The 20,625-nt window shown below is 41.4% G+C and carries 16 protein-coding genes; 4 read left to right on the plus strand and 12 right to left on the minus strand.

Annotation, left to right across the window (positions count from 1 at the left end):
• Nucleotides 1-4: 4 nt before the first annotated feature.
• Together LV85_RS16140 and LV85_RS16145 are read left to right on the plus strand one after the other, a co-directional pair.
• Nucleotides 5-3,409 (plus strand): efflux RND transporter permease subunit, encoded by a 3,405-nt coding sequence (locus LV85_RS16140; protein ID WP_111321308.1) that lies wholly within the window; start codon nt 5-7, stop codon nt 3,407-3,409.
• Nucleotides 3,410-3,546: 137 nt separating this feature from the next.
• Nucleotides 3,547-4,047 (plus strand): UpxY family transcription antiterminator, encoded by a 501-nt coding sequence (locus LV85_RS16145; RefSeq protein ID WP_111321472.1) that lies wholly within the window; start codon nt 3,547-3,549, stop codon nt 4,045-4,047.
• A 71-nt stretch (nt 4,048-4,118) separates the two neighbouring features.
• Here LV85_RS16145 and LV85_RS16150 read toward each other — a convergent pair whose 3' ends face one another.
• The 6 genes from LV85_RS16150 to LV85_RS16175 all read right to left on the minus strand — a co-directional run bounded on the left by LV85_RS16150 (nt 4,119) and on the right by LV85_RS16175 (nt 11,033).
• Entirely contained in the window at nt 4,119-4,823 is a 705-nt protein-coding gene (locus LV85_RS16150; RefSeq protein ID WP_111321310.1) for a hypothetical protein, read from the minus strand.
• A gap of 138 nt (nt 4,824-4,961) precedes the next feature.
• Nucleotides 4,962-5,150, minus strand: coding sequence for an exodeoxyribonuclease VII small subunit (gene xseB / locus LV85_RS16155; RefSeq protein ID WP_111321312.1), 189 nt, complete (start codon nt 5,148-5,150; stop codon nt 4,962-4,964).
• On the minus strand, nt 5,147-6,457 hold the full coding sequence (gene xseA / locus LV85_RS16160) for an exodeoxyribonuclease VII large subunit (protein WP_111321314.1): 1,311 nt from the start codon (nt 6,455-6,457) through the stop codon (nt 5,147-5,149). The genes xseB and xseA overlap by 4 nt, the downstream gene beginning before the upstream one ends.
• 2 nt (nt 6,458-6,459) lie before the next feature.
• Nucleotides 6,460-7,323, minus strand: a complete 864-nt coding sequence (gene dapA, locus LV85_RS16165) for a 4-hydroxy-tetrahydrodipicolinate synthase (RefSeq protein WP_111321316.1) — start codon at nt 7,321-7,323, stop codon at nt 6,460-6,462.
• A gap of 142 nt (nt 7,324-7,465) precedes the next feature.
• Nucleotides 7,466-9,916, minus strand: a complete 2,451-nt coding sequence (ligA, locus tag LV85_RS16170; protein WP_111321319.1) for an NAD-dependent DNA ligase LigA — start codon at nt 9,914-9,916, stop codon at nt 7,466-7,468.
• Between the two features lie 154 nt (nt 9,917-10,070).
• Nucleotides 10,071-11,033 carry a hypothetical protein gene (locus LV85_RS16175; protein ID WP_111321321.1) on the minus strand — a complete coding sequence of 321 codons (963 nt, stop codon included), beginning with the start codon at nt 11,031-11,033 and terminating at the stop codon, nt 10,071-10,073.
• Between the two features lie 323 nt (nt 11,034-11,356).
• Here LV85_RS16175 and LV85_RS16180 point away from each other — a divergent pair, with 323 nt between their 5' ends.
• Both LV85_RS16180 and metG read left to right on the plus strand, forming a co-directional pair.
• Nucleotides 11,357-11,989: a TetR/AcrR family transcriptional regulator gene (locus LV85_RS16180; protein ID WP_111321323.1), complete on the plus strand. Its 633-nt coding sequence runs from the start codon at nt 11,357-11,359 to the stop codon at nt 11,987-11,989.
• A gap of 95 nt (nt 11,990-12,084) precedes the next feature.
• Nucleotides 12,085-14,145, plus strand: a complete 2,061-nt coding sequence (gene metG / locus LV85_RS16185) for a methionine--tRNA ligase (protein WP_111321325.1) — start codon at nt 12,085-12,087, stop codon at nt 14,143-14,145.
• A gap of 119 nt (nt 14,146-14,264) precedes the next feature.
• On the opposite strand, the gene LV85_RS16190 is transcribed toward metG, so the two are convergent.
• The 6 genes from LV85_RS16190 to LV85_RS16215 all read right to left on the minus strand — a co-directional run bounded on the left by LV85_RS16190 (nt 14,265) and on the right by LV85_RS16215 (nt 20,606).
• Nucleotides 14,265-15,170: a YitT family protein gene (locus tag LV85_RS16190; RefSeq protein ID WP_211318426.1), complete on the minus strand. Its 906-nt coding sequence runs from the start codon at nt 15,168-15,170 to the stop codon at nt 14,265-14,267.
• Nucleotides 15,171-15,233: 63 nt separating this feature from the next.
• Nucleotides 15,234-16,004 (minus strand): DUF6503 family protein, encoded by a 771-nt coding sequence (locus tag LV85_RS16195; protein WP_111321327.1) that lies wholly within the window; start codon nt 16,002-16,004, stop codon nt 15,234-15,236.
• Nucleotides 16,005-16,178: 174 nt separating this feature from the next.
• Nucleotides 16,179-17,315, minus strand: a complete 1,137-nt coding sequence (locus LV85_RS16200) for an AEC family transporter (protein ID WP_111321329.1) — start codon at nt 17,313-17,315, stop codon at nt 16,179-16,181.
• Nucleotides 17,316-17,327: 12 nt separating this feature from the next.
• A complete protein-coding gene (locus tag LV85_RS16205; RefSeq protein ID WP_111321331.1) occupies nt 17,328-18,497 on the minus strand; it encodes a pyridoxal phosphate-dependent aminotransferase in 1,170 nt (389 codons plus the stop codon).
• 67 nt (nt 18,498-18,564) lie between these two features.
• Nucleotides 18,565-19,008, minus strand: a complete 444-nt coding sequence (locus LV85_RS16210; protein ID WP_111321333.1) for a hypothetical protein — start codon at nt 19,006-19,008, stop codon at nt 18,565-18,567.
• A 137-nt stretch (nt 19,009-19,145) separates the two neighbouring features.
• Nucleotides 19,146-20,606, minus strand: a complete 1,461-nt coding sequence (locus tag LV85_RS16215; protein ID WP_111321335.1) for a SusD/RagB family nutrient-binding outer membrane lipoprotein — start codon at nt 20,604-20,606, stop codon at nt 19,146-19,148.
• Nucleotides 20,607-20,625: the final 19 nt, after the last annotated feature.

The following is a 20,625-nucleotide window of genomic DNA, read 5'->3' on the forward strand; positions in this document are numbered from 1 at the left end:
TACAATGGCGGAAAATCAAAAACCAATAAAAACGCGTGAGTTCGGATTATCCAGTTTGTGTGTGGATAATTCCACCTCAGTGGTGATTCTTACGCTGATAATTACCTTCCTAGGTCTAAGTGCTTATCGCAATATGCCTAAGGAAAGCTTTCCTGAAATTGTAATTCCTACAGTTTATGTAGGAACCCCATATCCTGGCAACTCGCCAGTAGATATGGAGAACTTGATCACCAGACCAATCGAGAAGGAGCTCAAGTCACTTAATGATATCAAGAACATCACTTCTACTTCAGTTCAGGATTTTTCATCCATTGTAATTGAGTTTAACCCAGGAGTGGAGATCTCAAAAGCGATCCAGGATGTGAAGGATGCTGTGGACAAGTCCAAAAGCGAATTGCCTACAGATCTGGATCAAGATCCCAATGTAGTGGAGGTCAATACCTCTGATTTCCCTATCATGAACGTGAATATTTCGGGAAATTACTCTGAGGCAGAGCTGAAGAAATTCGGTGAATACCTAGAGGATGAGATAGAGAAGCTATCTGAAATATCAAAAGCAGATCTAGCAGGAACCGTAGAGCGTGAAATTCAGATCAATGCCGATCCATACAAAATGGAGTCTGTAGGCGTGAGTTTCAATGATATTGCTACTGCCGTACAAACGGAAAACGTAACTATTTCAGGCGGTAATATTCGCTCGGGAGATTTCCAGCGTACACTTCGTGTGGATGGTGAATTTACCGACCCGATGGATATTCTCAATATCATCGTCAAAACTGATAATCAGAAAATAGTTTATCTACGAGACGTAGCAGAAGTAAAGGATACTTATAAGGAGCGAACTAGTTATGCGCGAAGCAAAAATCTTCCTGTAGTCACGATCAATGTGGTGAAGCGTAGTGGAGAGAATTTGCTCTATGCTGCCGATAAGATCAAGGAGATAATTGACAAAACAAAAGCTAATAGATTCCCGCCGGATCTAGAAATCAGTATCACCAATGATCAGTCCAAGGCCACGAGACTGCAGGTGAGTGATTTGGAGAACTCGATCATCTTCGGGGTTATTCTCGTGGTTTTGGTTTTGATGTTTTTCTTAGGATTTAGAAATGCACTTTTTGTGGGGATAGCGATTCCGCTTTCCATGTTTATTTCATTCCTGATTTTAAATGCCTTTGGGATCACGCTGAATTTGATGGTGCTTTTCTCCCTGATCCTCGCACTAGGTATGCTAGTGGATAACGGGATCGTGGTGGTGGAAAATATCTACCGATTGATGTCGGAAGGCAAAAGTGCTGTTCAGGCAGCCAAAGAGGGCGTGGGCGAAGTGGCCTGGCCGATTATTACTTCTACAGCTACGACATTAGCAGCCTTTCTTCCACTTGCTTTTTGGCAGGATACGGTTGGGGAGTTTATGAAGTTCCTACCGATTACCTTGATTATCGTTCTTTCTTCCTCGCTTTTTGTGGCATTGGTGATCAACCCTGTGTTGACGGCACTTTTCATGAAAGTGGAAGATGTTACTAAGGATAAGCCAAAGAGAAAGCCAATTATTGTAGCAGGAGTATTTCTGACCCTGTCAGCTTTATTTTACCTAGTAGGGTGGACAGCTATTGGTTCGTTGATGCTGATTGCCTGTGTGCTTACAATATTCAATGTCTTTGTGCTGAGAAAAGCGATTCGTTGGTTCCAGACCGTATTATTGGTTAAGATGGAGAATGGCTATGAAGCTATTTTGGAATTTGCTCTAGGAGGTAGGAGGCCTTACGCTTTCTTAGGAGGTACGGTGTTACTGTTGGTGCTCTCTTTAGTCTTGCTAGTAGTAAGAGCCCCACAGGTACTTTTCTTCCCAGATAACCAGCCTCAATTGGTGAATGTCTTTATAGAGTTCCCGATAGGAACGGATATCGAGGCTACAAATGAATTTGTGGATGGGATGGAAGATGAGCTGATGATAGCGTTGGATGATTACAAGGATATTTTGGAATCAGTAATTTCTCAGGTAGGAGAAGGAACTGGCGATCCAATGGAAGGACCGAGTAATCAGCCGACTCCGCACAAAGCTAAAATTACTATTGGCTTTGTGGATTACATTGATAGACAAGGAATCGATACCAACGGCGCAATGGAGGAAATCCGTGAGTTGGCGGTGAAATATCCAGGAGTATTGGTGACGGTGGATAAGCAAAGCAATGGACCTCCAGTAGGAAAGGCTATAAATTTGGAATTCGCTGGCGAAGACTACGATCAGTTGATTGCATTTGTGAATAAGACTAGGGAGTACCTGAACAATCAAAATATAGAAGGAGTAGAGGAATTGAAGTCTGATTTGTCTCTTGGCAACCCGGAAGTAGTCTTAGATATTGACCGAGACAAGGCAAGAAGATTTGGACTTTCTACTTCGGAAATTGCCACTGATCTTCGTACTGCATTATTCGGCTTGGAGGTTTCCAAGTACAAGGAGGGAGAGGATGATTATCCTATTCAGTTGAGACTGAAGGAAGGTTTCAGATATGATATCAACACGCTAGTTAACAAGAAAATTGGTTTTAGAGATAAGTTTGGTGAAAAGAGGGAAGTACCTATCTCAGCTGTAGCTGATGTGAAGTACGGTTCTACTTATGGTTCTGTGAAAAGAAAAGACTTGGAAAAAGCGATTACTATTTATTCCAATGTTTTAGCGGGATACAATGCCACGGCAGTAAATGCCCAGATTCAGGCAGTATTGCAAAACTATGAAGTTCCAGATGGTATTTCGGTGAAATATACAGGAGAGCAGGAGGAGCAGCAGAAGTCTATGAGCTTCCTAGTTGGAGCTTTGGGAATTGCGATTTCCTTGATTTTCCTAATTATAGTAGCGCAGTTTAACTCAGTGACCACTCCATTTATCATCATGGCTTCGGTAGTCTTAAGTACTATCGGTGTTTTCTTAGGATTGGTGATATTCAATATGGACTTTGTAGTGATCATGACAGGAATTGGAATTATTTCCCTTGCTGGAGTAGTGGTGAACAATGCGATTGTATTGATTGATTACACTAACCTAGTTCGTGAGCGAAAAAGAGATGAGCTTGGAATAGGGCCAAAGGATTACTTGCCTTTCAATTTGATGATAGCAAGTGTGGTAGAGTCAGGCAAAACAAGACTACGTCCAGTATTGCTAACGGCGATTACCACAGTGCTTGGATTGATTCCTCTGGCTATTGGGATGAACATCAATTTCGGCACATTATTGAGTTCTTTTGATCCACAATTCTATGTAGGAGGAGACAATGCTGCATTCTGGGGACCGATGGCTTGGACAGTAATATTTGGGTTAACCTTTGCTACCTTCCTTACGTTAGTGATCGTACCAGTCATGTATTTGTTAGCAGATAAACTCACAATGAGAATCAGTAAACTTAAATCTTGATTGGATTAAGGTTGGTGGTTTTTTTTGTTAAAACCTCCGAGGCTATGTCTCGGAGGTTTTTTGTTTTTTAGCGAAGTATATTTTCCCTTTCAAGCATGGAATTTGTAAGTTCGCCAACCCGAAATTATACGAGTACAATGGAAGAATTGAAGTGGTTTGTGATGTACACCAAGTCACGCTCTGAAAAGAAAGTGGCTGATCGATTGAAAGAAAATGGATTGGAAGTTTACTTGCCTATGGTGGAGGAACTTCGCCAATGGTCAGATCGAAAGAAAAAAGTGCAGCGTGCTATGTTTAATGGTTACGTGTTTGTGAAGACCCGTCGGAACCAGTTGTGGGAGTGCCTGCAAGTACCAGGTGCAGTGAAGTTTGTTCATTTTTCTGGACAGCATGCTACTGTTCGGGAAGAAGATCTGGATATCATCAAGCGCGTTATCGAAACAGGCGTAGACGTAGAGTCTGATGGATCATCCATAGAACCCGGCGAAAAGGTAAAAGTCATTGCAGGGCCGCTGCAACACATGTCAGGCGAAGTGATAGAGAAAGGAAATAAAGATTATTTCTTAATTCGAATTCCAGGTATCTACCAGAATTTGTTGATCTCTGTGCCTAGGAAATTTTTGGAGGTCACCGGCTGATAATCTCGGTCTAGCGAAGGCCTGTCTTACAGCTTGAATATCTCCCTATTTAAGTGGTGAATAGGCTTATCTTAGTGATCAAAGCTGGAGAAAAAGTATCTTCTATAGACTATCTGACCTTGAATAAGATTGTCGTTAAATTTATTGAAGCCGATATTTCCATCAATATTATCAGAAAAATTCACCATCATAGTGCTTTCGATAGCAATATCAGAATATGGGCCTAAGGTGTAGCTCAAGCCAGCTCGAAGCGGTATATAGGCGGTAGTCAGCTTCTCTCTATAAATTTGTGCATCCTCACTGTAGGATTTTGTTTGGTCTGTAACGCTGTACATGACCCCAAGCCCAAGTCCCCCATAGAGATTAACTATACTTCGATTCATGTGGTTTTCAAATGCAACCAAATTTACACTCGGCATTACATCAAAATAATAAGCCGCACCAACGGCAGTGTAGGCGGCATTATTTTCAAACCAAATCCCCTGAACTGTAGGCGAGGCATTTTTGGTGCTTTCTATCCATTGTGCTCCGGCAGTAGCTCTCAAATCAAAACGTTCCGTTAACCTTTTGGTAAGTGAAAGCGATACCGATGGTTTGATATTAAAGCTGAAATCTCTGTATGGGCCACCATTATCCAAATAGGCAAAAGAAGGCCCGATACCTATGGACACAATATTGTCTCTAGAATTTTTCTCTTTATAGAAACTTTGAGCAGACAAGTTAATGCTTGCAAAAAAGAAGAAAATAAAGGTAGAGATCTTAAATCGTGTTGACATATCGAAGGGTTCTACTAAAGAGAAATTGGCCTTAGGCTAGAACTTGTATGCAAATTTGGCAACAAATATGCCAATACCCTTTAGGGAATTATATTTAAAACAGAGAATTGGAAAAAATAGTATAAAAGTGTCAAAAAATCAGGCTCCTTCAAACGCCTTTTGAATGTCTTCTTCGGTGGTTTTTAACTTGCCTCTGCAGGTTTTTACCAGCTCTGCAGCTTCTTTGACCAAGTCTGAAAGCTCGTCCACACTTTTCTTTCCTTCTTCGAGTTCTGCCAAGATGGTTTCCAGACGACTCATGGCTTCATTGTATTTTAAATCGCTCATTTTTCCTCAATTAGTGTAATTGTGCTACTGATTTTTTGCTTGGAAGTATGTGTCCGCAATTCATCCCCAAGTTGGATTTTTGCAGGATCTATAGGCTTGCCATTGATCTCAGTTCTGGTATAGCCTCTGGCTAAAATGCTCTCAGGATTCAACTGGCGTAGCAGTAAGTCCATAGAATCTAGCTGTTGTTTTTGCTTTTGCAAAAAGCCATTTAATCCCCGATTCATATTTTTTTCAAAAGAGGCCAAGCTATTTTCCTGAATCTGCAGGATGTTTTTGCTCGAAATACGAATCCTACTTATGGAGGAATTCAATTTCTCTGCCTCTAGTTTTAGCCGGCTTTCTGAAAATGCTCTTACCTGATGTGCGATTTGGTGTATTATTGTTTGTTCCTCAGAGAGTTTTTGGCGAGTTGCTCGATCTAGTCTTTGCATGGCGATGCCTAGATTTTCCTCAAATTCCCGAAAACCAGAAAGCAGGAATTCAGCCACGGCAGTTGGAGTTTTGAGTCGGGTATGCGCTACCATATCAGCGATGCTTTCATCCCGTTCATGTCCTATTCCTGTGAGCACAGGCAGGGAGAAATTTGAGATTTTGGCAGCAAGCCTGTAATCATCAAAGCAGTCAAGATCCAATTGGGCTCCTCCTCCGCGTATGATTACCACTGCCTCTATTCCCAACTCGTCTTTCAGAGATTCTATCTGTTCCAGACTTCTGCTTAGGGAAGCAACTGCCTCATTTCCCTGCATAGCCGAAGGAAAAAGCTTGTGATAAACCTGATAGCCATAGGAGTTACTAGCTAGTTGATTGACAAAATCACCATAGCCGGCCGCGGTAGGACTAGAGATAATCGCGATTTTCTGAATAACTGCGGGAAGTAGATGGCGAGCATTCAGCCGAAGTAAACCTTCTTTGGTAAGCCTGTCGATTGTTTCTTGGCGGATTCTTGCTCTTTCTCCCAAAGAGAAAGAGGGGTCAATATCCTTTATATTGATGCTAAGACCATAAAGTGGGTGGAAGTTTACCGCTACTTGAGCGAGTACTTTCATACCGTTTTTGATGCTGGATCCGGTGATGGATTCAAATCTCGCCGCTATAGACCTATAAGCAAATGACCAGAGATTAGCTCTTATTTTAGCCTGAACCTGATTTCCCTGCTTTTCTACCAGTTCAAAATATGCATGGCCCTGAGGTGCTTTTCTGAAATCTGCAATTTCACCAATCACCCAAATCACCGGATCAAGTTCCGTCTCTATGGCCTGTTGAATCAGCCGATTGAGTTCAGATATCGATCTGGCATTTTGCATGCTTACTTCAGTTTTTGGAATTCAGACTTGATTTTTTTATTTAATTCTAAGCTAGCTCGAAGCATAGGAAGTCTTACCTGGTCATCACAGATACCCATATGACAAAGCAGGTTTTTGATCCCTACAGGGTTACTTTCTTCGTACATGAGGCTATTTAGCGGCAATAGCGAAAAGGCTGCTTCGAGACTTTCGGATTCTGATCCATGGCACACGGCCTTAAAAGTAGCTGGAAGTGCATTTGCCATCACAGAAATAATCCCCGATCCACCGATGCTGTAAAGCGCTTTGGTCATCAGGTCATCTCCAGAAACCAATAAGAAATCTTTCGGCATTTTTGCAGCGATTTGCATGCATTGCTCTAGGTTTCCACTAGCTTCTTTCATTCCGATAATATTAGAATGCTCAGCTAGACTCAGGGTGGTTTCCGCCGTGATATTTGACATAGTTCGGCCTGGAATATTATACAAAATCACGGGTACTGGGCAAGCATCAGCAATCGCTTTGTAATGTGCGATTATTCCTGCTTGAGTAGGTTTGTTATAATAAGGACTCACCGAAAGGATGGCAGTGATACCAGTGAAATCAGTGCTTGCGATATCACTAAGAACAGACATGGTATTGTTGCCGCCCATGCCATAGACTATAGGGACACGCCCAGCATTATATTCTATACAAGCATTAAGGACCTGTTTTTTCTCAGAAGATGAAAGAGTAACCGTTTCCCCAGTTGTGCCCAAAACCACCAAATAATCCACACCACCGTCGATTACATGATCAACCAGTCGTTTGAGACCATCGAAATCTATAGAGTAATCATCGTGAAATGGGGTGACAAGGGCTACGCCGGTTCCTTTAAGTTTATTCATGGATATAAGGTTTGGGAGGCTAAAGATAAGGGGATGATAGGAATTGACATTCTGTTTTTTGAAAAAAAGGGTTTTCTAGTATTCAGTCACAGTTTCCAGTCGCAGTTGGGGGTTCGCTAACTGAGACTGATGACTGTAATCTCTACATACCTATCATCTTCAAAAACTCCTCCTCGCTAATCATCGGGACTCCGAGCTTCTCGGCCTTCTCTTTTTTACTTGGGCCCATATCTTCACCTTCGATGATGAAATCCAGGTTTTTGGAAACGGAGGAAATGTACTGTCCTCCATGTGCGATGACTGTATCTTTGATCTCGTCACGTTTGAAATGGGCTAGTTTTCCGCTGGCTAAAATTCTTTTACCTTCAAGGGAATTCCCTAATTGTTTGGACTCGGATTCATCCACCTCGAACTTCAATCCGAAGTCTTTCAGTCTATCAATGATCTCCTGGTTTTTTGGCTGAGCGAAAAAGTCCTGAAGACTCAGTACAAGCGTTTCGCCTACACCATTGATATCGAGTAATTGTTCTGAGGTAGCAGCTTGGAGTTTTTCGATTGTCCCAAAATGTCTGGCAAGCAATTGAGCGGTGTTTTCTCCGATATTTCTTATTCCCAAAGCAAAAAGCACTTTTTCGAAAGGCTGATTTTTAGACACAGCAATTCCCTCCATCATGTTTTTGATGACACCATCCTGGAAGGTATTGGCTTTAAGTTTTTTGATACGATCTGTTAGTTGTTGGTTGAGATCAAGGTTGAGTTTTAGCAAAATGCCATGTACTGTTCCTTCCTTTTTGCTGACTTCGAGCACTTGCTGGAAATCAACTTTTCTGCTGAGGAACAAATCTAAAACCACCGCTACAGGCACGTAGTCTTCGAGTTTGGGAAGTTTGTGTTCTTTAAGGTTTGAAATCAAATAATCGATCATCCCAGTATTGGAAGGGACTTTTTTCTTCAATTTTCTGATATATTCCTTAAAAGCAATGAGTACTTCCGCTAATGGTAATTCTGTGTTTTCGGCTAGGAAATCATGAACCTGTTTTGATGTAAGACCTTCAGTTAAGGCATAGAGCGCCTTTTCTAAAGTAATATACAGCAAGCCATCACCTTCAGTTTCGTACTGATCTTGGGACATTTCCAGCCCTAGTAGTTCATCCTTTTTCGCTTCCAATTCATAAATGTCCGCTGGATTGCGGATGAATCCCTGATCGATCAAGGCTCTGATTCGCTCCGTTCCCATGGAGTCGATATCCATGGCACGCTTGGATACGAAATGCTCTATTCTTCCCAGCACCTGAGGAGGGCAGGATTCTGCATTTGGACAATAGTGTTTGGCTTCGCTTTCCTTTCGTTCCAGTTCCGTTCCACATTCCGGGCAGTGCGTGATGTAAGCGATTGGCTTTGCATCAGAAGTTCTTCTTTCTGGATTTACAGCCGTGATTTTTGGGATGATTTCTCCTCCTTTTTCCACAAAGACAAAGTCGCCCTCATGCAGATCCAATCGCTCAATTTCGTTGGCATTGTGGAGAGAAGCCCGCTTCACGGTCGTGCCCGCCAAACTCACAGGAGACAGATTCGCCACTGGAGTGATGGCGCCCGTTCGCCCAACTTGGTAAGTCACAGACAGCAGTTCCGTCTCAGCGCTTTCTGCCTTGTATTTGTATGCTATCGCCCAGCGGGGATTTTTGGCAGTGAAGCCCAGTTCCTCGCGTTGATCGTAATTATTAACTTTTAGGACTACACCATCGGTATCCACAGGAAGAGAAAAGCGCTTCTCTTTCCAATCTTCTATGTATTGGATTACCTCCTGAATGTCCGCAACTTTTCTATAGGTTTGGGAGACGTTGAATCCCCAATTTTCTATCAGTGATATCGCTTCAGAATGTGTGTTTACGCTCAGTTCATCTCCGAGTAACTGATAGAAATAGCAATTCAATCTGCGTTTGGCTACTACGGATGAGTCCTGCATCTTCAGCGTACCCGAAGCTGCATTTCGTGGATTGGCTAAAAGGGCATCCCCAGCTTCTTCGCGCGCAGCGTTAATTTTCAGGAATTCCTTCAACGGCAAAAAGATCTCTCCACGGACTTCGAAAGTTGCAGGAATATTGTCTCCTTTTACTTCCAGAGGAATATTTCGGATCGTGCGCACATTAGCAGTGACATCATCTCCTTTATATCCATCACCTCGAGTCACAGCTCTTACAAACCTACCATTTTCATAAACCAGAGAGATCGCAACTCCATCGAATTTCATCTCGCAGAAATATTCAAAGTTGGGGTGACCGAGTCCCTTTACTACGCGCTCATCAAAGGAGATAAGCTCTTCTACAGAATAGGTGTTTCCTAGCGAAAGCATTTTAGTGCTGTGCTCCACTGTCTGAAAATCTTTGGTGATTGTGCCACCCACACGCTGGCTTGGGCTATCCGGATCAAGTAAATCAGGAAAGCTAGTCTCCAATTCTATCAATTCCTCTAACAACTTATCGAACTCAAAATCAGATATTTCTGGGGAACTCTCTTGATAATAGAGATTATTATGATGGTTGATCTGCTGGGTCAGTTGGGTAATTCGCTTTTCGGCTTCCTGTGGATTCATAGCTTTTATAGAAAAATTTGGGCTTGTAAAAATAATATATACTTACCGCAAAGTCGCAGAGATCGCCAAGAAAGGAGAAATGGAAATCTTAATTCGATTAGATGAAAGGACAAAACATAATGAGCTGAAACATGCACGAAGGAATTATAGAGCGTTAAAAGCCAGCTTCATTTTTTGCGTCAATATTAAAATTTTGAATATCCTTTAAGAACTTTTTCCACATACTGAATTTCAAACTTCCCCCCGAATACAGTTTTGAGATGAAGCCATTTGTGATAACTCTTAATGAGGTTGACTTTTTATATGGCGCTTCTATTGTGACTTGTTTAATATCTTCTATTCGGTATTTATCATTCACCCAAGGCCATACATGATTTTTAATTATTAGGTGGTTTTGGTCCATATAAAAATAGTGAAGTTGTAGGCCCAGAGAACCATATAAGACACCAAACATTATAACGAGTCCTATAATTATACCTCCAGAATTAGGATAAGTAAATACTATAAAAACTGAAAAGATTATCCATCCGTAAAGCAGAAATCCATTAAATGATAGGATATGGTTTCCGCTGTATTTTGTCATTTTACTGAGGTGAATAGCGTCAGCAGTGTCAACTTTCGAAGTTGCCTTAAGTGGGCTGAGCAAAATTTGATCATTGCTCTCAATACACTCAATTATTTGCTGGAGCGTTTTTCTGATGGCAGGCATATTTTCATAACGGGAAGCTATAAGGTCTATTTTCCTGCCATTTTTGAGGATAAGGATTGTTGCGTCCACGGGGGAGTTCGCAACTTGACTTTTTCCGATCAATTCAATCTCATCAATTTCATTCCAGGCTAAGGATTTTTTGTAGAAGAAGTTGCTGATTTTTATGCCTTTGCTATCAATCGCGATAGTTTTGTACATTTTTATATAATGTATGGCAGTACCAATAATCGCTACAAATAGAATAAGACTTCCATAGATTGGCGTTTTGAAAATTGAATCTGCTTTTCCGTTGTTTACATCTTCAATAGAAAGGAAGCAGATGAAGGTGGCTATTGCGGCCAGCCATAAAATGAGCAATACTGGTAATACTACGGCATTCACAGTATTAATTCGGCTTCTTATTATCATTTTAAGAATTAATCGGAATAATGGGAAAATGTGTGGGAAAATATTCTGAACCCAAAATACTAATTTCCATTACCTAATCTATCCGTCTGATAGTTTTTCCTTGATATATCATACCTCACCGAGTTTCTTCGCGTAGAAAAGCATTTTAGTAAATTCAATGACCTGTATCAAAAACTCCAATCATTTGAATCGTTTTGTCAACGAAACCTTCGAGGTTCGAACAAAAACTCAAAGCTTACCCTCATTACGCCAGTAGAACTATTTCCATTGCATATCCTTTTATTATTTTAAACCTTTACTTTTTGATTCTCCTCAACCCACCCATGCCTAAGAAAGCCAATATCGAAAGCAAAATTCTGGATGCAGCTTACAAGCTTTTTCTAGAGAAAGGTTACCGTCATACCACCATGGATGATATAGCCCAACTGCTGGGCATGAGTAAAAAGACACTTTATAAGTATTATCCAGGCAAGTTGGAGCTGTTAGGAGCGTCATTTGAAGTAACCAAAACCAAGCTAACAGCCAAAGTGGAGGCAATTGTGGACAATCGGTATATTTCCTTTCCGCTCAAATTGAAGTCCACCTTGACTGTGATGGCTTCCCTACTCGGGCCAATTAATCCTGAGCTTTTCGAGGATCTAAGAGAGCATGCGCCAGAAATCTGGGAAGATCTGGAGCAGTATATCAATGAATCTGCCTATACGCGCTTCAAACAATTGCTGGATCAAGGCATATCTGAGGGTTTGGTCAATCCCTCCGTTAATGTCAATTTGGTCGTAATGCTTTATGCTACTGCGGTACAATCGCTTATGGATCCCAAATTCATCAGTCAGTTCCCGGGGCCCATTCAAAAAGGCATGAAGATACCTCATGCGGATATTTACGATCAAGCGATCACGATTATATACAATGGTATTTTGACGGATGAAGCGCGCAATGAATTTGCAAATGCTTAAGGCTCGCTTTGTCTGATTTCCCTATCTTTGCGCCCTGATCCTGTGAAGAATTTGTTTTCAAATCGGGGCATACTATTTCGAATCTTAGATTGATCATGAGCGATAAAAATTTCAAAAGATATACAGTCACTTCCGCGCTTCCTTATGCCAATGGACCACTTCACATAGGTCACTTGGCTGGATGCTACATTCCCTCAGATATTTACGTTCGCTATTTACGAAGCCTGGGCAAGGATGTAGCCTATATCTGTGGCTCTGATGAGCACGGCGTAGCGATTACTATCAAGGCAAAAAAGGAAGGTAAAACCCCTCAGCAAGTGGTGGATCATTACCATCAAATCATGAAGGGTAGCTTTCAGGAATTTGGGATCAGCTTTGATCATTATTCAAGAACTTCAGCACCTATTCATCATGAGACGGCACAGGGATTTTTCAAGGATTTGTATGAAAAAGGTGAATTCTTAGAAGAAACTACCGAGCAATATTACGATGAGGAAGCCAACCAGTTTTTGGCAGATCGATATATAGAAGGGACTTGCCCAAAATGCGGCAACGAGCATGCATACGGAGATCAATGTGAAAAGTGTGGTAGCTCTCTTAGCCCTACAGAGCTCATCAATCCCAAGTCAAAACTCAGTGGTAGAACTCCTGTTTTAAAAGAAACCAAGCATTGGTTTTTAGACTTGGCGAGGTATCAGGATTTCTTGAAAAAATGGATACTGGAAGATCATGCGAATGATTGGAAAAATAACGTGCTGGGGCAGTGTCGCTCTTGGCTAGAAGCTGGGGATGGCCTTCAAGCAAGATCAATGACCAGAGATCTGGACTGGGGGATAAAAGTGCCTTTGCAGGATGCAGAGGGCAAAGTTCTCTATGTTTGGTTTGATGCGCCGATTGGCTACATCTCTTCTACAAAAGAATGGGCGGCAGAAAAAGGAATTGATTGGCAGCCATATTGGAAAGATCAGGATACCAAACTGGTGCACTTTATCGGAAAAGATAACATCGTGTTCCACTGTATTATTTTCCCAGCAATTCTTAAAACTCACGGCGATTATATACTTCCTGAAAATGTGCCTGCCAATGAGTTTTTGAACCTTGAAGGAGATAAGATCTCTACTTCTAGAAACTGGGCCGTTTGGCTGCATGAGTATTTGGAAGAATTTCCAGGCAAGCAGGATGTGCTTCGCTATGTGCTTACTGCCAATGCTCCAGAGACGAAGGACAATGACTTTACTTGGAAGGATTTTCAAACTAGAAACAACTCTGAACTGGTTGCCATTTACGGGAATTTCGTGAATCGCGCAGTGGTTTTGACGCATAAATACTATCAGGGAATTATCCCACTGCGAGGTGAATTGACTGGTTACGATCAGGAGATATTGGATGCTTTGGCAGAATTTCCTGAGAAAATTGCTTCTTCTATAGAGCGCTACAGATTCCGTGAGGCTCTGAGTATTGTGATGGAATTGGCTCGATTGGGAAATAAATACCTAGCGGATACGGAGCCTTGGAAAGTCATCAAAACAGATGAAGCTCGCACGGCTACTATTCTGAATATTGCCTTGAATATCGCTGCAAATCTTGCGATCGTTTCTGAGCCATTCTTACCATTTACTGCTGGGAAACTGGTAGACCTTTTTGGAATGGAAAAGATAGATTGGTCTGAGGCTGGTCAAAGTGAGCTATTGAAAGCAGGGACGTCACTAGGAAAGATGGGATTGCTTTTCGAAAAAATCGAAGATGAAACCGTAGAAAAACAAGTACAAAAACTATTAGATGCCAAGAAGATGAATGAAGTAGAAAACGCACAAGTTCCAGCCATGAAGGAAATCATTACTTACGATGATTTTGCAAAACTAGATATGCGTGTTGTTACCATTTTGGAAGCGGAGAAAATGTCAAAATCCAAGAAATTGCTTAAGCTAAAAGTGGATATTGGGCTTGGGAACAGAACTGTTCTTAGCGGTGTGGCAGAGCACTTTGAGCCAGAGTTTCTAATTGGTAAGCAAGTGACTATGCTAATCAACCTTGCACCGCGCAAGATGATGGGCATCGACTCTGAAGGTATGATCCTGATGGCTGAAGATAAAGACGGCAAGTTGAAGCTTTTGGTGCCACATGAAGGCACTGCGAGTGGATCGGGGATATCTTAGTAGTAAGACATTAATATCAAGTATCTAGATTTAAGATATAGGTAGGGGCGAATATTCATTCGCCCTTTTTTCATATCCTAAAATCTAATGTCTTGCTACTTGAATCTTGCTACTATTTTCTAATGCAAGGGCCGCTTCTTAATCATTCCACCCTTAGTGTCTTTGATTGGATACTGGATAACGAATGCCTTAGAATCAATTTTTTCGATTTCTACCAGCATTTTGGTGACTTCTAATCTTGTGATTACACAGAATAACACTTTTCTATCTGGAAGTTGATTGGCCTTATCTCCATAGCCCCCATCAGATTTCAGCACCGTCACGCCACGTCCGAGATCAAAAGATATCATCTGTTTGATCTCCTCATTATGAGAGGACATGATCATTACACCAAGGTATTCTTCTACCCCGTTGATAATAAAATCTACAGTTTTGGAAGCTGAGAAATAGGTTAGCATGGAGTACATGGCTGTCTCTAAATCCACAAAAATCGCTGCTACTATAAATAAACAGACGTTGAAAACAGTAATAAAGTCACCAACGGTCAAGCTGGATTTTCTACTCACAGAAATCGCCAGCACTTCAGTGCCATCTATGACAGCTCCACCTCGGATGGCAAAGCCAATTCCAGATCCTAAGAAAAAACCACCAAAAACCGCAATCAGTAGTTTATCCGCCGTAATCGCAGGCACTTCTATAAAGTGAACCATAAGTGCCAGTCCGAAAATAGCTATGGTGCTTTTGATCGCGAACTGTACCGAAACCTGCTTAGCACCAAGTAAAATGAATGGCAGGTTTACTAGGATGATCAGTACAGACAGGTTGACTGGAGTGAGCATTTCCAAGAGTAAGGACATTCCCATCGCTCCACCGTCAAAGAATCCATTGGGTAACAAAAATCCTTTCAGGCCTATACTCGCCATCACAACTCCTATAGCAATGAAAAGTCCATCCTTGATTTGTCTCCAAATTGTGATTCGCTTCACTATCGCATTGTCCTGTATTTTTAAAAGTCGTTTAACCATGACTCGAAAGTAGAGTATTTTAATTTACAGTTATGCCTCTGCCCAACTGAATTCATTTGTTCACTAATCTGCATAAACCCCATCTTTGGGTTTTTCGAATATCTCTGCATCAAACTCCTCATCCAAAAGTAGTGCATCTGCAAAGGTCACTTGGTACTTTATGTTCTTAGTAGAGTCATTTTCAAAAGTATAACCAGTCAGGATTCTAGGGAAAAACACACCATCTGCATTTCGGTAATCTTCATACTTCAAAGCACTAAGTGTTGGATTTTCATCACCATAATAGGTGACGGTGTAGAGTAAGTATTCCAATCTATTGGTCTCAGGATTGATTAGCATAAAGAATTGATCGTCGGGACTGTCACCAGTCTTAGGATTAAACTTGGCTTGATAAGTCGGGTACTTTTTCCCATTAATGGATTTATCTGCGATTTTCACTACAGTCACTCCTGGGTCTGTAAATACATAGGGGATATTGAAAAAATAGAAATAGAGATTGTGGTAAAACTTCACGGATTGTCCTCTGTAAGCCGCTCTATTTGGACTAATCCAGGTCTGCTCTCCGTCAAAACCAATTTCAAACTCAGTATTAGATAGACGAATTTTTCTGCTATTCAGATTGATAAACGCATCTTCCTCAGTCATCACTCCCTCATGTATCATGACATAACTTTCTGCTTTGGCATGATACCACTTTTGCCAATCACCATGTGCCTCTAGTACAGACTTGAAATCAGGGGATAGATCCGGAAGTGGCTTTTCTACCTTGCTTTGACAGGAAATGATGGAGACTAGAATTGTTAGAGAAGCTAATGCCTGACTGAGTTTACGCATATTGAATCATATTTGGGTGTTCAATTTAAAAGGAAATCGGATTTTACCCAAGCTGGAAATTTCATTGTACTTCTCAAAAGTTTATTTACAATTAGATACAAAAAATGCCCAAGCAATGCTTGGGCGTTTTCGTTTGGTCAGACCTATCGGTTATTCTAGATAACCTACATTGTGTTATTCAACTGGACTGTCTTTCAGAACCTTTTCTCTCATATTTTCAAAGCTGAAATCTGTGCTTCTTACCCACTGTATGGCTTTTGGCAACAACGCCGCTCCAACTAACAATCCGCCAATGGATATGATGTGGAGAGGAGAAGTAAAGTAGCTACCTGAAGTAAATACACCTAATATCAACAGCGTGCTAAAAGGCATGGATACTGCCAGAACATTTATTCCTAGTTCCAGATCAAATGTGGGATTGTCTTTTTGCCTTTCGTTGTCATACTCGAGTTTCCTTATTGCAGACATATGTGCAAATGGCCAAAAACTCACAGCGCTTTGAGGAAATACTACGGCTAGTAGTATGGCTGCCTCAGAGGGCATGGGTACAAGCCAAATGAAGAGACCGCTCAACATAAAGGTAAATCCAGCCCTGAATGTGAGTAGAGATGTAATAACTCTCAGTTGATCCCATTTGAAAATCACGGCTATTCCTATGAAAAGTAAAACCAAGGGAGTCATCATGTCTTTCATCATGAGGATGGATTCACTTAGGAATCCAGGCATACTGTCCATGTGGAATCCGAAACTCAGAAGTACAATTGCTACAAGAATTACCATGTTTATTGGCTCACTCACCATAGCGATCAGCAGTTCTTTCACTTTTTGACCATTTGATTTAGCTTTCAAATTCTGGTTTTTGTAATACCAGGACATCGCTAGCAAATAGGCTAAAACCAAAACAAAGAGTTTGTTTCCTATGTCTGCTAAAGCCGCCCAGGCAAGCACGTCATCCCCCAAATATTCTACTATAAATGGGAAACAGGTCAATCCAGGAGCCAAAGAAGGTAGCAGCAACATCAGTGTTCGCATAGCCGGGCTGTCTGACTTGATGCCAAAAAATGGCAGGGAGTATTTGGTCAGGACTATCATCACGATATTGAATGCCAAAGCCAACACCGGAAGAATTAATAAATCCGGGTTGATTTCGATTTTTAATAAAGCGACAAAGATCATTGCCGGCAAGGCGATGTTTAGAATAATGGTTTTTAACCCTTTTTTCTGATCCTCGTTTTGTAGTTTTTTCTGGAGTAATATCCCGATTACTATCAAAAGGAGCAGCGATAGGGTCTTCTGAAGTGCAATACTCATAGCTCTTTAACTCTAGGCTGTTACTTTTTTGAAAGTATCGACGAAAATTTCCATTTCCTCCTTAGTACCCATACTTACACGGCACCATGGTTTGTCTTCTATGTTGAATACTTTGACACCTACTCCATTGTCATACATTCCTTTCATGAAGGGCTGGCCTTCCATGCGAAGAGGGAATATCATAAAGCTGGTTTCAGAAGGAATGATGTCGTAACCCAAAGATGCAATCTCACCCTTGGTATATTCTCTACATTCTGTGTTCATGTTTCTGCAGCTAGAGATAAAGCTAGGCTCCTTCATACTTGCTATAGCTCCATTTAATGAAGTGACACATAAGCCCATAGTACTTCTTACTTTGGAAGTAATACTTTCTATCCGCTCTGGAAGGGCTACCAAATACCCGATTCTAAGGCCTGCCATTCCATGTGCCTTAGAGAATGTTCTTGCGATCATTACATCTTTACCTTCTGCGACAAGGCCGACCATTGTATTTGCTTCCGGGTCTTGCATAAACTCAAGATAGGCTTCATCTACGAAGACAGGCGTTTTTTGTGAGACTGAAGAACAGAAAGCTTTAAGCTTAGCAGCATCAGTGATGGAACCAGTAGGATTGTTAGGGTTACAGATGTACACTAAGTTAGTTTCTGAGTCTACGGCTTTTGCCATACCGTCAAGATCATGCTGATAGTCTCCTGTCAATAATACAGGCTTCCAAGTAGCACCAAGTCTTTGAGCAGTATTCATTAACGACATGTAAGAAGGATCGGCAGATACTACATTTCCACCATTCATAAATTGTACGAAAGCAGTCTTTTCAAGAATATCTGAAGAGCCTGGTGAGAGCATAATGTGATCTGTACTAACCCCTTCCTTTTCAGCGATCATTTCTATAAGCACTTTAGCTTGACCGTGACCATATCTGTTTCCTAATGTGATAGAATCTGAAATCGCCTTGATCACCTTTGGGGAAGGTCCATAAGGGTTTTCGTTTGAATTTAATTTTGCAACTAAACGAGCTTCATCGTAATTAAATAGGGGGATATGCTCGTTAAGAATTGAATTAGGTTGGTAGGCGGCTAGTGCTTTGTTTTTTGGTAGAGCAAAAGCAGGTGCCGCGGCCATGGTTCCCACAGCCATTAGGCTGGTTTTGATCCAATTTCTTCTGTTAATAGAGTGGTTCATAATGATGTTAATAAGGTTGTAGAAAGATTTAGCGTGTAGTTGTATTTACTATTGATTAAGATTCTTGTTAATTGACTCTCACGGTGTGGTATTTTCGAAAGGCTACATCTTTGTAGGTTCCCGCAAATTCTAGTTGAACCGAATTGCCGCTTGCAGCTTCAGACAACCCAAGGTCTGCCCAGGAAACTACTAGATCGGCACTGCCATCTGAGCCAGTTACCAAGCTTGCCACTTCATTGGTGTTATTGATGTAGACAGCGATGTTTAAATTTGGGACTGGGATGGAGTCTATTCCCTTGGTGTAGTCTAGAATATTGGTTTTGTCAAGCTCAAGGAACTTTGACCCAACGGTCACTGGAGACGTGGCATCAAAGGTGCTTCCCTCCAGCAACACCAGGACCGGTGATGCTACATTTGGAGTAGCCAAATCTTCTGCTTCAACACAGGATTGAGAGAAGGAAAGAGTGGCTAATGCTGCCAGTACTAAATATGTATTGAATGACTTTTTCATGTGATTATGTGTTTTTTGTGGTCAAGCTGATTACTTATTGCAGGGATTCTGAATCATTTTCATTCATTCCTAAGTCTGACGTTTTAATTCGGCTTGATTTCATATTGAGTGCATTTGAAAGTTGGATGTGTTACTTCTTAATCTACCCACCAAAGAGGGGTTCGCATATTGTCAGAACCTCCGAGCATACTCACGCCTTCGTCCAGGTTTGTTCTATTTAGAGAGTATTCCGAAGTAGGGTATTCAATTCTAGTAGGCAGAATTCCTTCATTCGAAAATGCTGAGCTAGCATTTGGAGCAGGCATCACAGGATATCCGGTTCTGCGGAATTCGTTCCAAGCTTCCACTCCTTGACCGAACAAAGCGATCCATTTCTGTGTCATGATGCTTTCTTTGGTTACCCCACCAATCCTGCTCATATAATCGTCCGGCATAACCAATCCTTGTTGCTGAAAGGATGCTTTGATAGCATTCTCAAGAAAATCTTCGGCATTTCCATCAATATCTCCATCCAGAGCAGCTTCAGCTTTGATGAACTCCACTTCTGCATAAGTCATGAGTACACTTGGAGCAGTAGGATCTAGATATTTCAGTCCAATAACAGAAGCGTTGTAAGTCCCTGCAGCAGCATCAGTGAGTCCATTAGGCAGTCCTGCATAAGATCCATCACTTAAAGGCTGAGCATAAACAGTGATTCTCTCATCGTCAAGTTCAAGCAACTTGTCGATCAGTGTTGAGCTAATATTCCAATCGGATCGGGTAGAGAAAACATCAAACATTTTGTTTCTACTTCCTATTACATCGAAGTGAATTAGTTCAGCGGCTTGGTCATTACTTTCGATTATCGGGTACTTCACAGGGTCAGATAAAATCTGAGTCATAAGTGCTTTTGATTCAGCTGGTTTTTTGGAAGCTTGTCTGTTGGCTATTCTCAAGGCAAGTGAATTCGTGAATCTTTTCCACTTCATGATATCACCGTCGAAAAGGATATCTCCGACTACCTCCGGTCCCGAAGTTGATAGGAGATCATTCGCTTCCATTAGGTCAGTCAGGATTCCGGCATAAACATCTTCCATGGAATCGTATTTCGGGGAGTTGATAGCTTCTTCTGCTGTACCGTTAAGTGCTTCTGAATATGGAATAGGGCCAAATACATCTGTGAGGTAAGCAAAACCAAAGGATTGCATGGTCATTGCTATTCCTAGATAATTGGAGTTTTCGAACTCTGCACCTGCCTCCGAGAGTGTTATGACTCTTTCGAAATTGATGAGCGATTCATTATATATACTGTTCCAAGTTCCAGATGAAATGGTAAGTGGGATTTCGTAGCTATCGCCTTCAGCATTGATGTAGATATTTCGTGATAGGTGCTGAATCCAGCACATAGCGGCATCGATATTTAGGCGTTGATATCTAGTGCTATGTCCCCAATATCGATCTACAGTCACCTGGATTGCATTAGGTAAAAGCAGGGAAGGGGATATGGATACTGGGTTGTTGGGATCTGTGTTGATTTCTTCAAAATCCTTGGTACAGGAAGTCATCGTTCCAAAAGTCAGAAGAAGTATTGCGATACTGTATATGTATAGTCTTTTCATGATTTGTTCTTTAGGTGTG

This window comes from Algoriphagus chordae (genome assembly GCF_003254055.1).
GTDB classification, from domain to species: domain Bacteria; phylum Bacteroidota; class Bacteroidia; order Cytophagales; family Cyclobacteriaceae; genus Algoriphagus; species Algoriphagus chordae.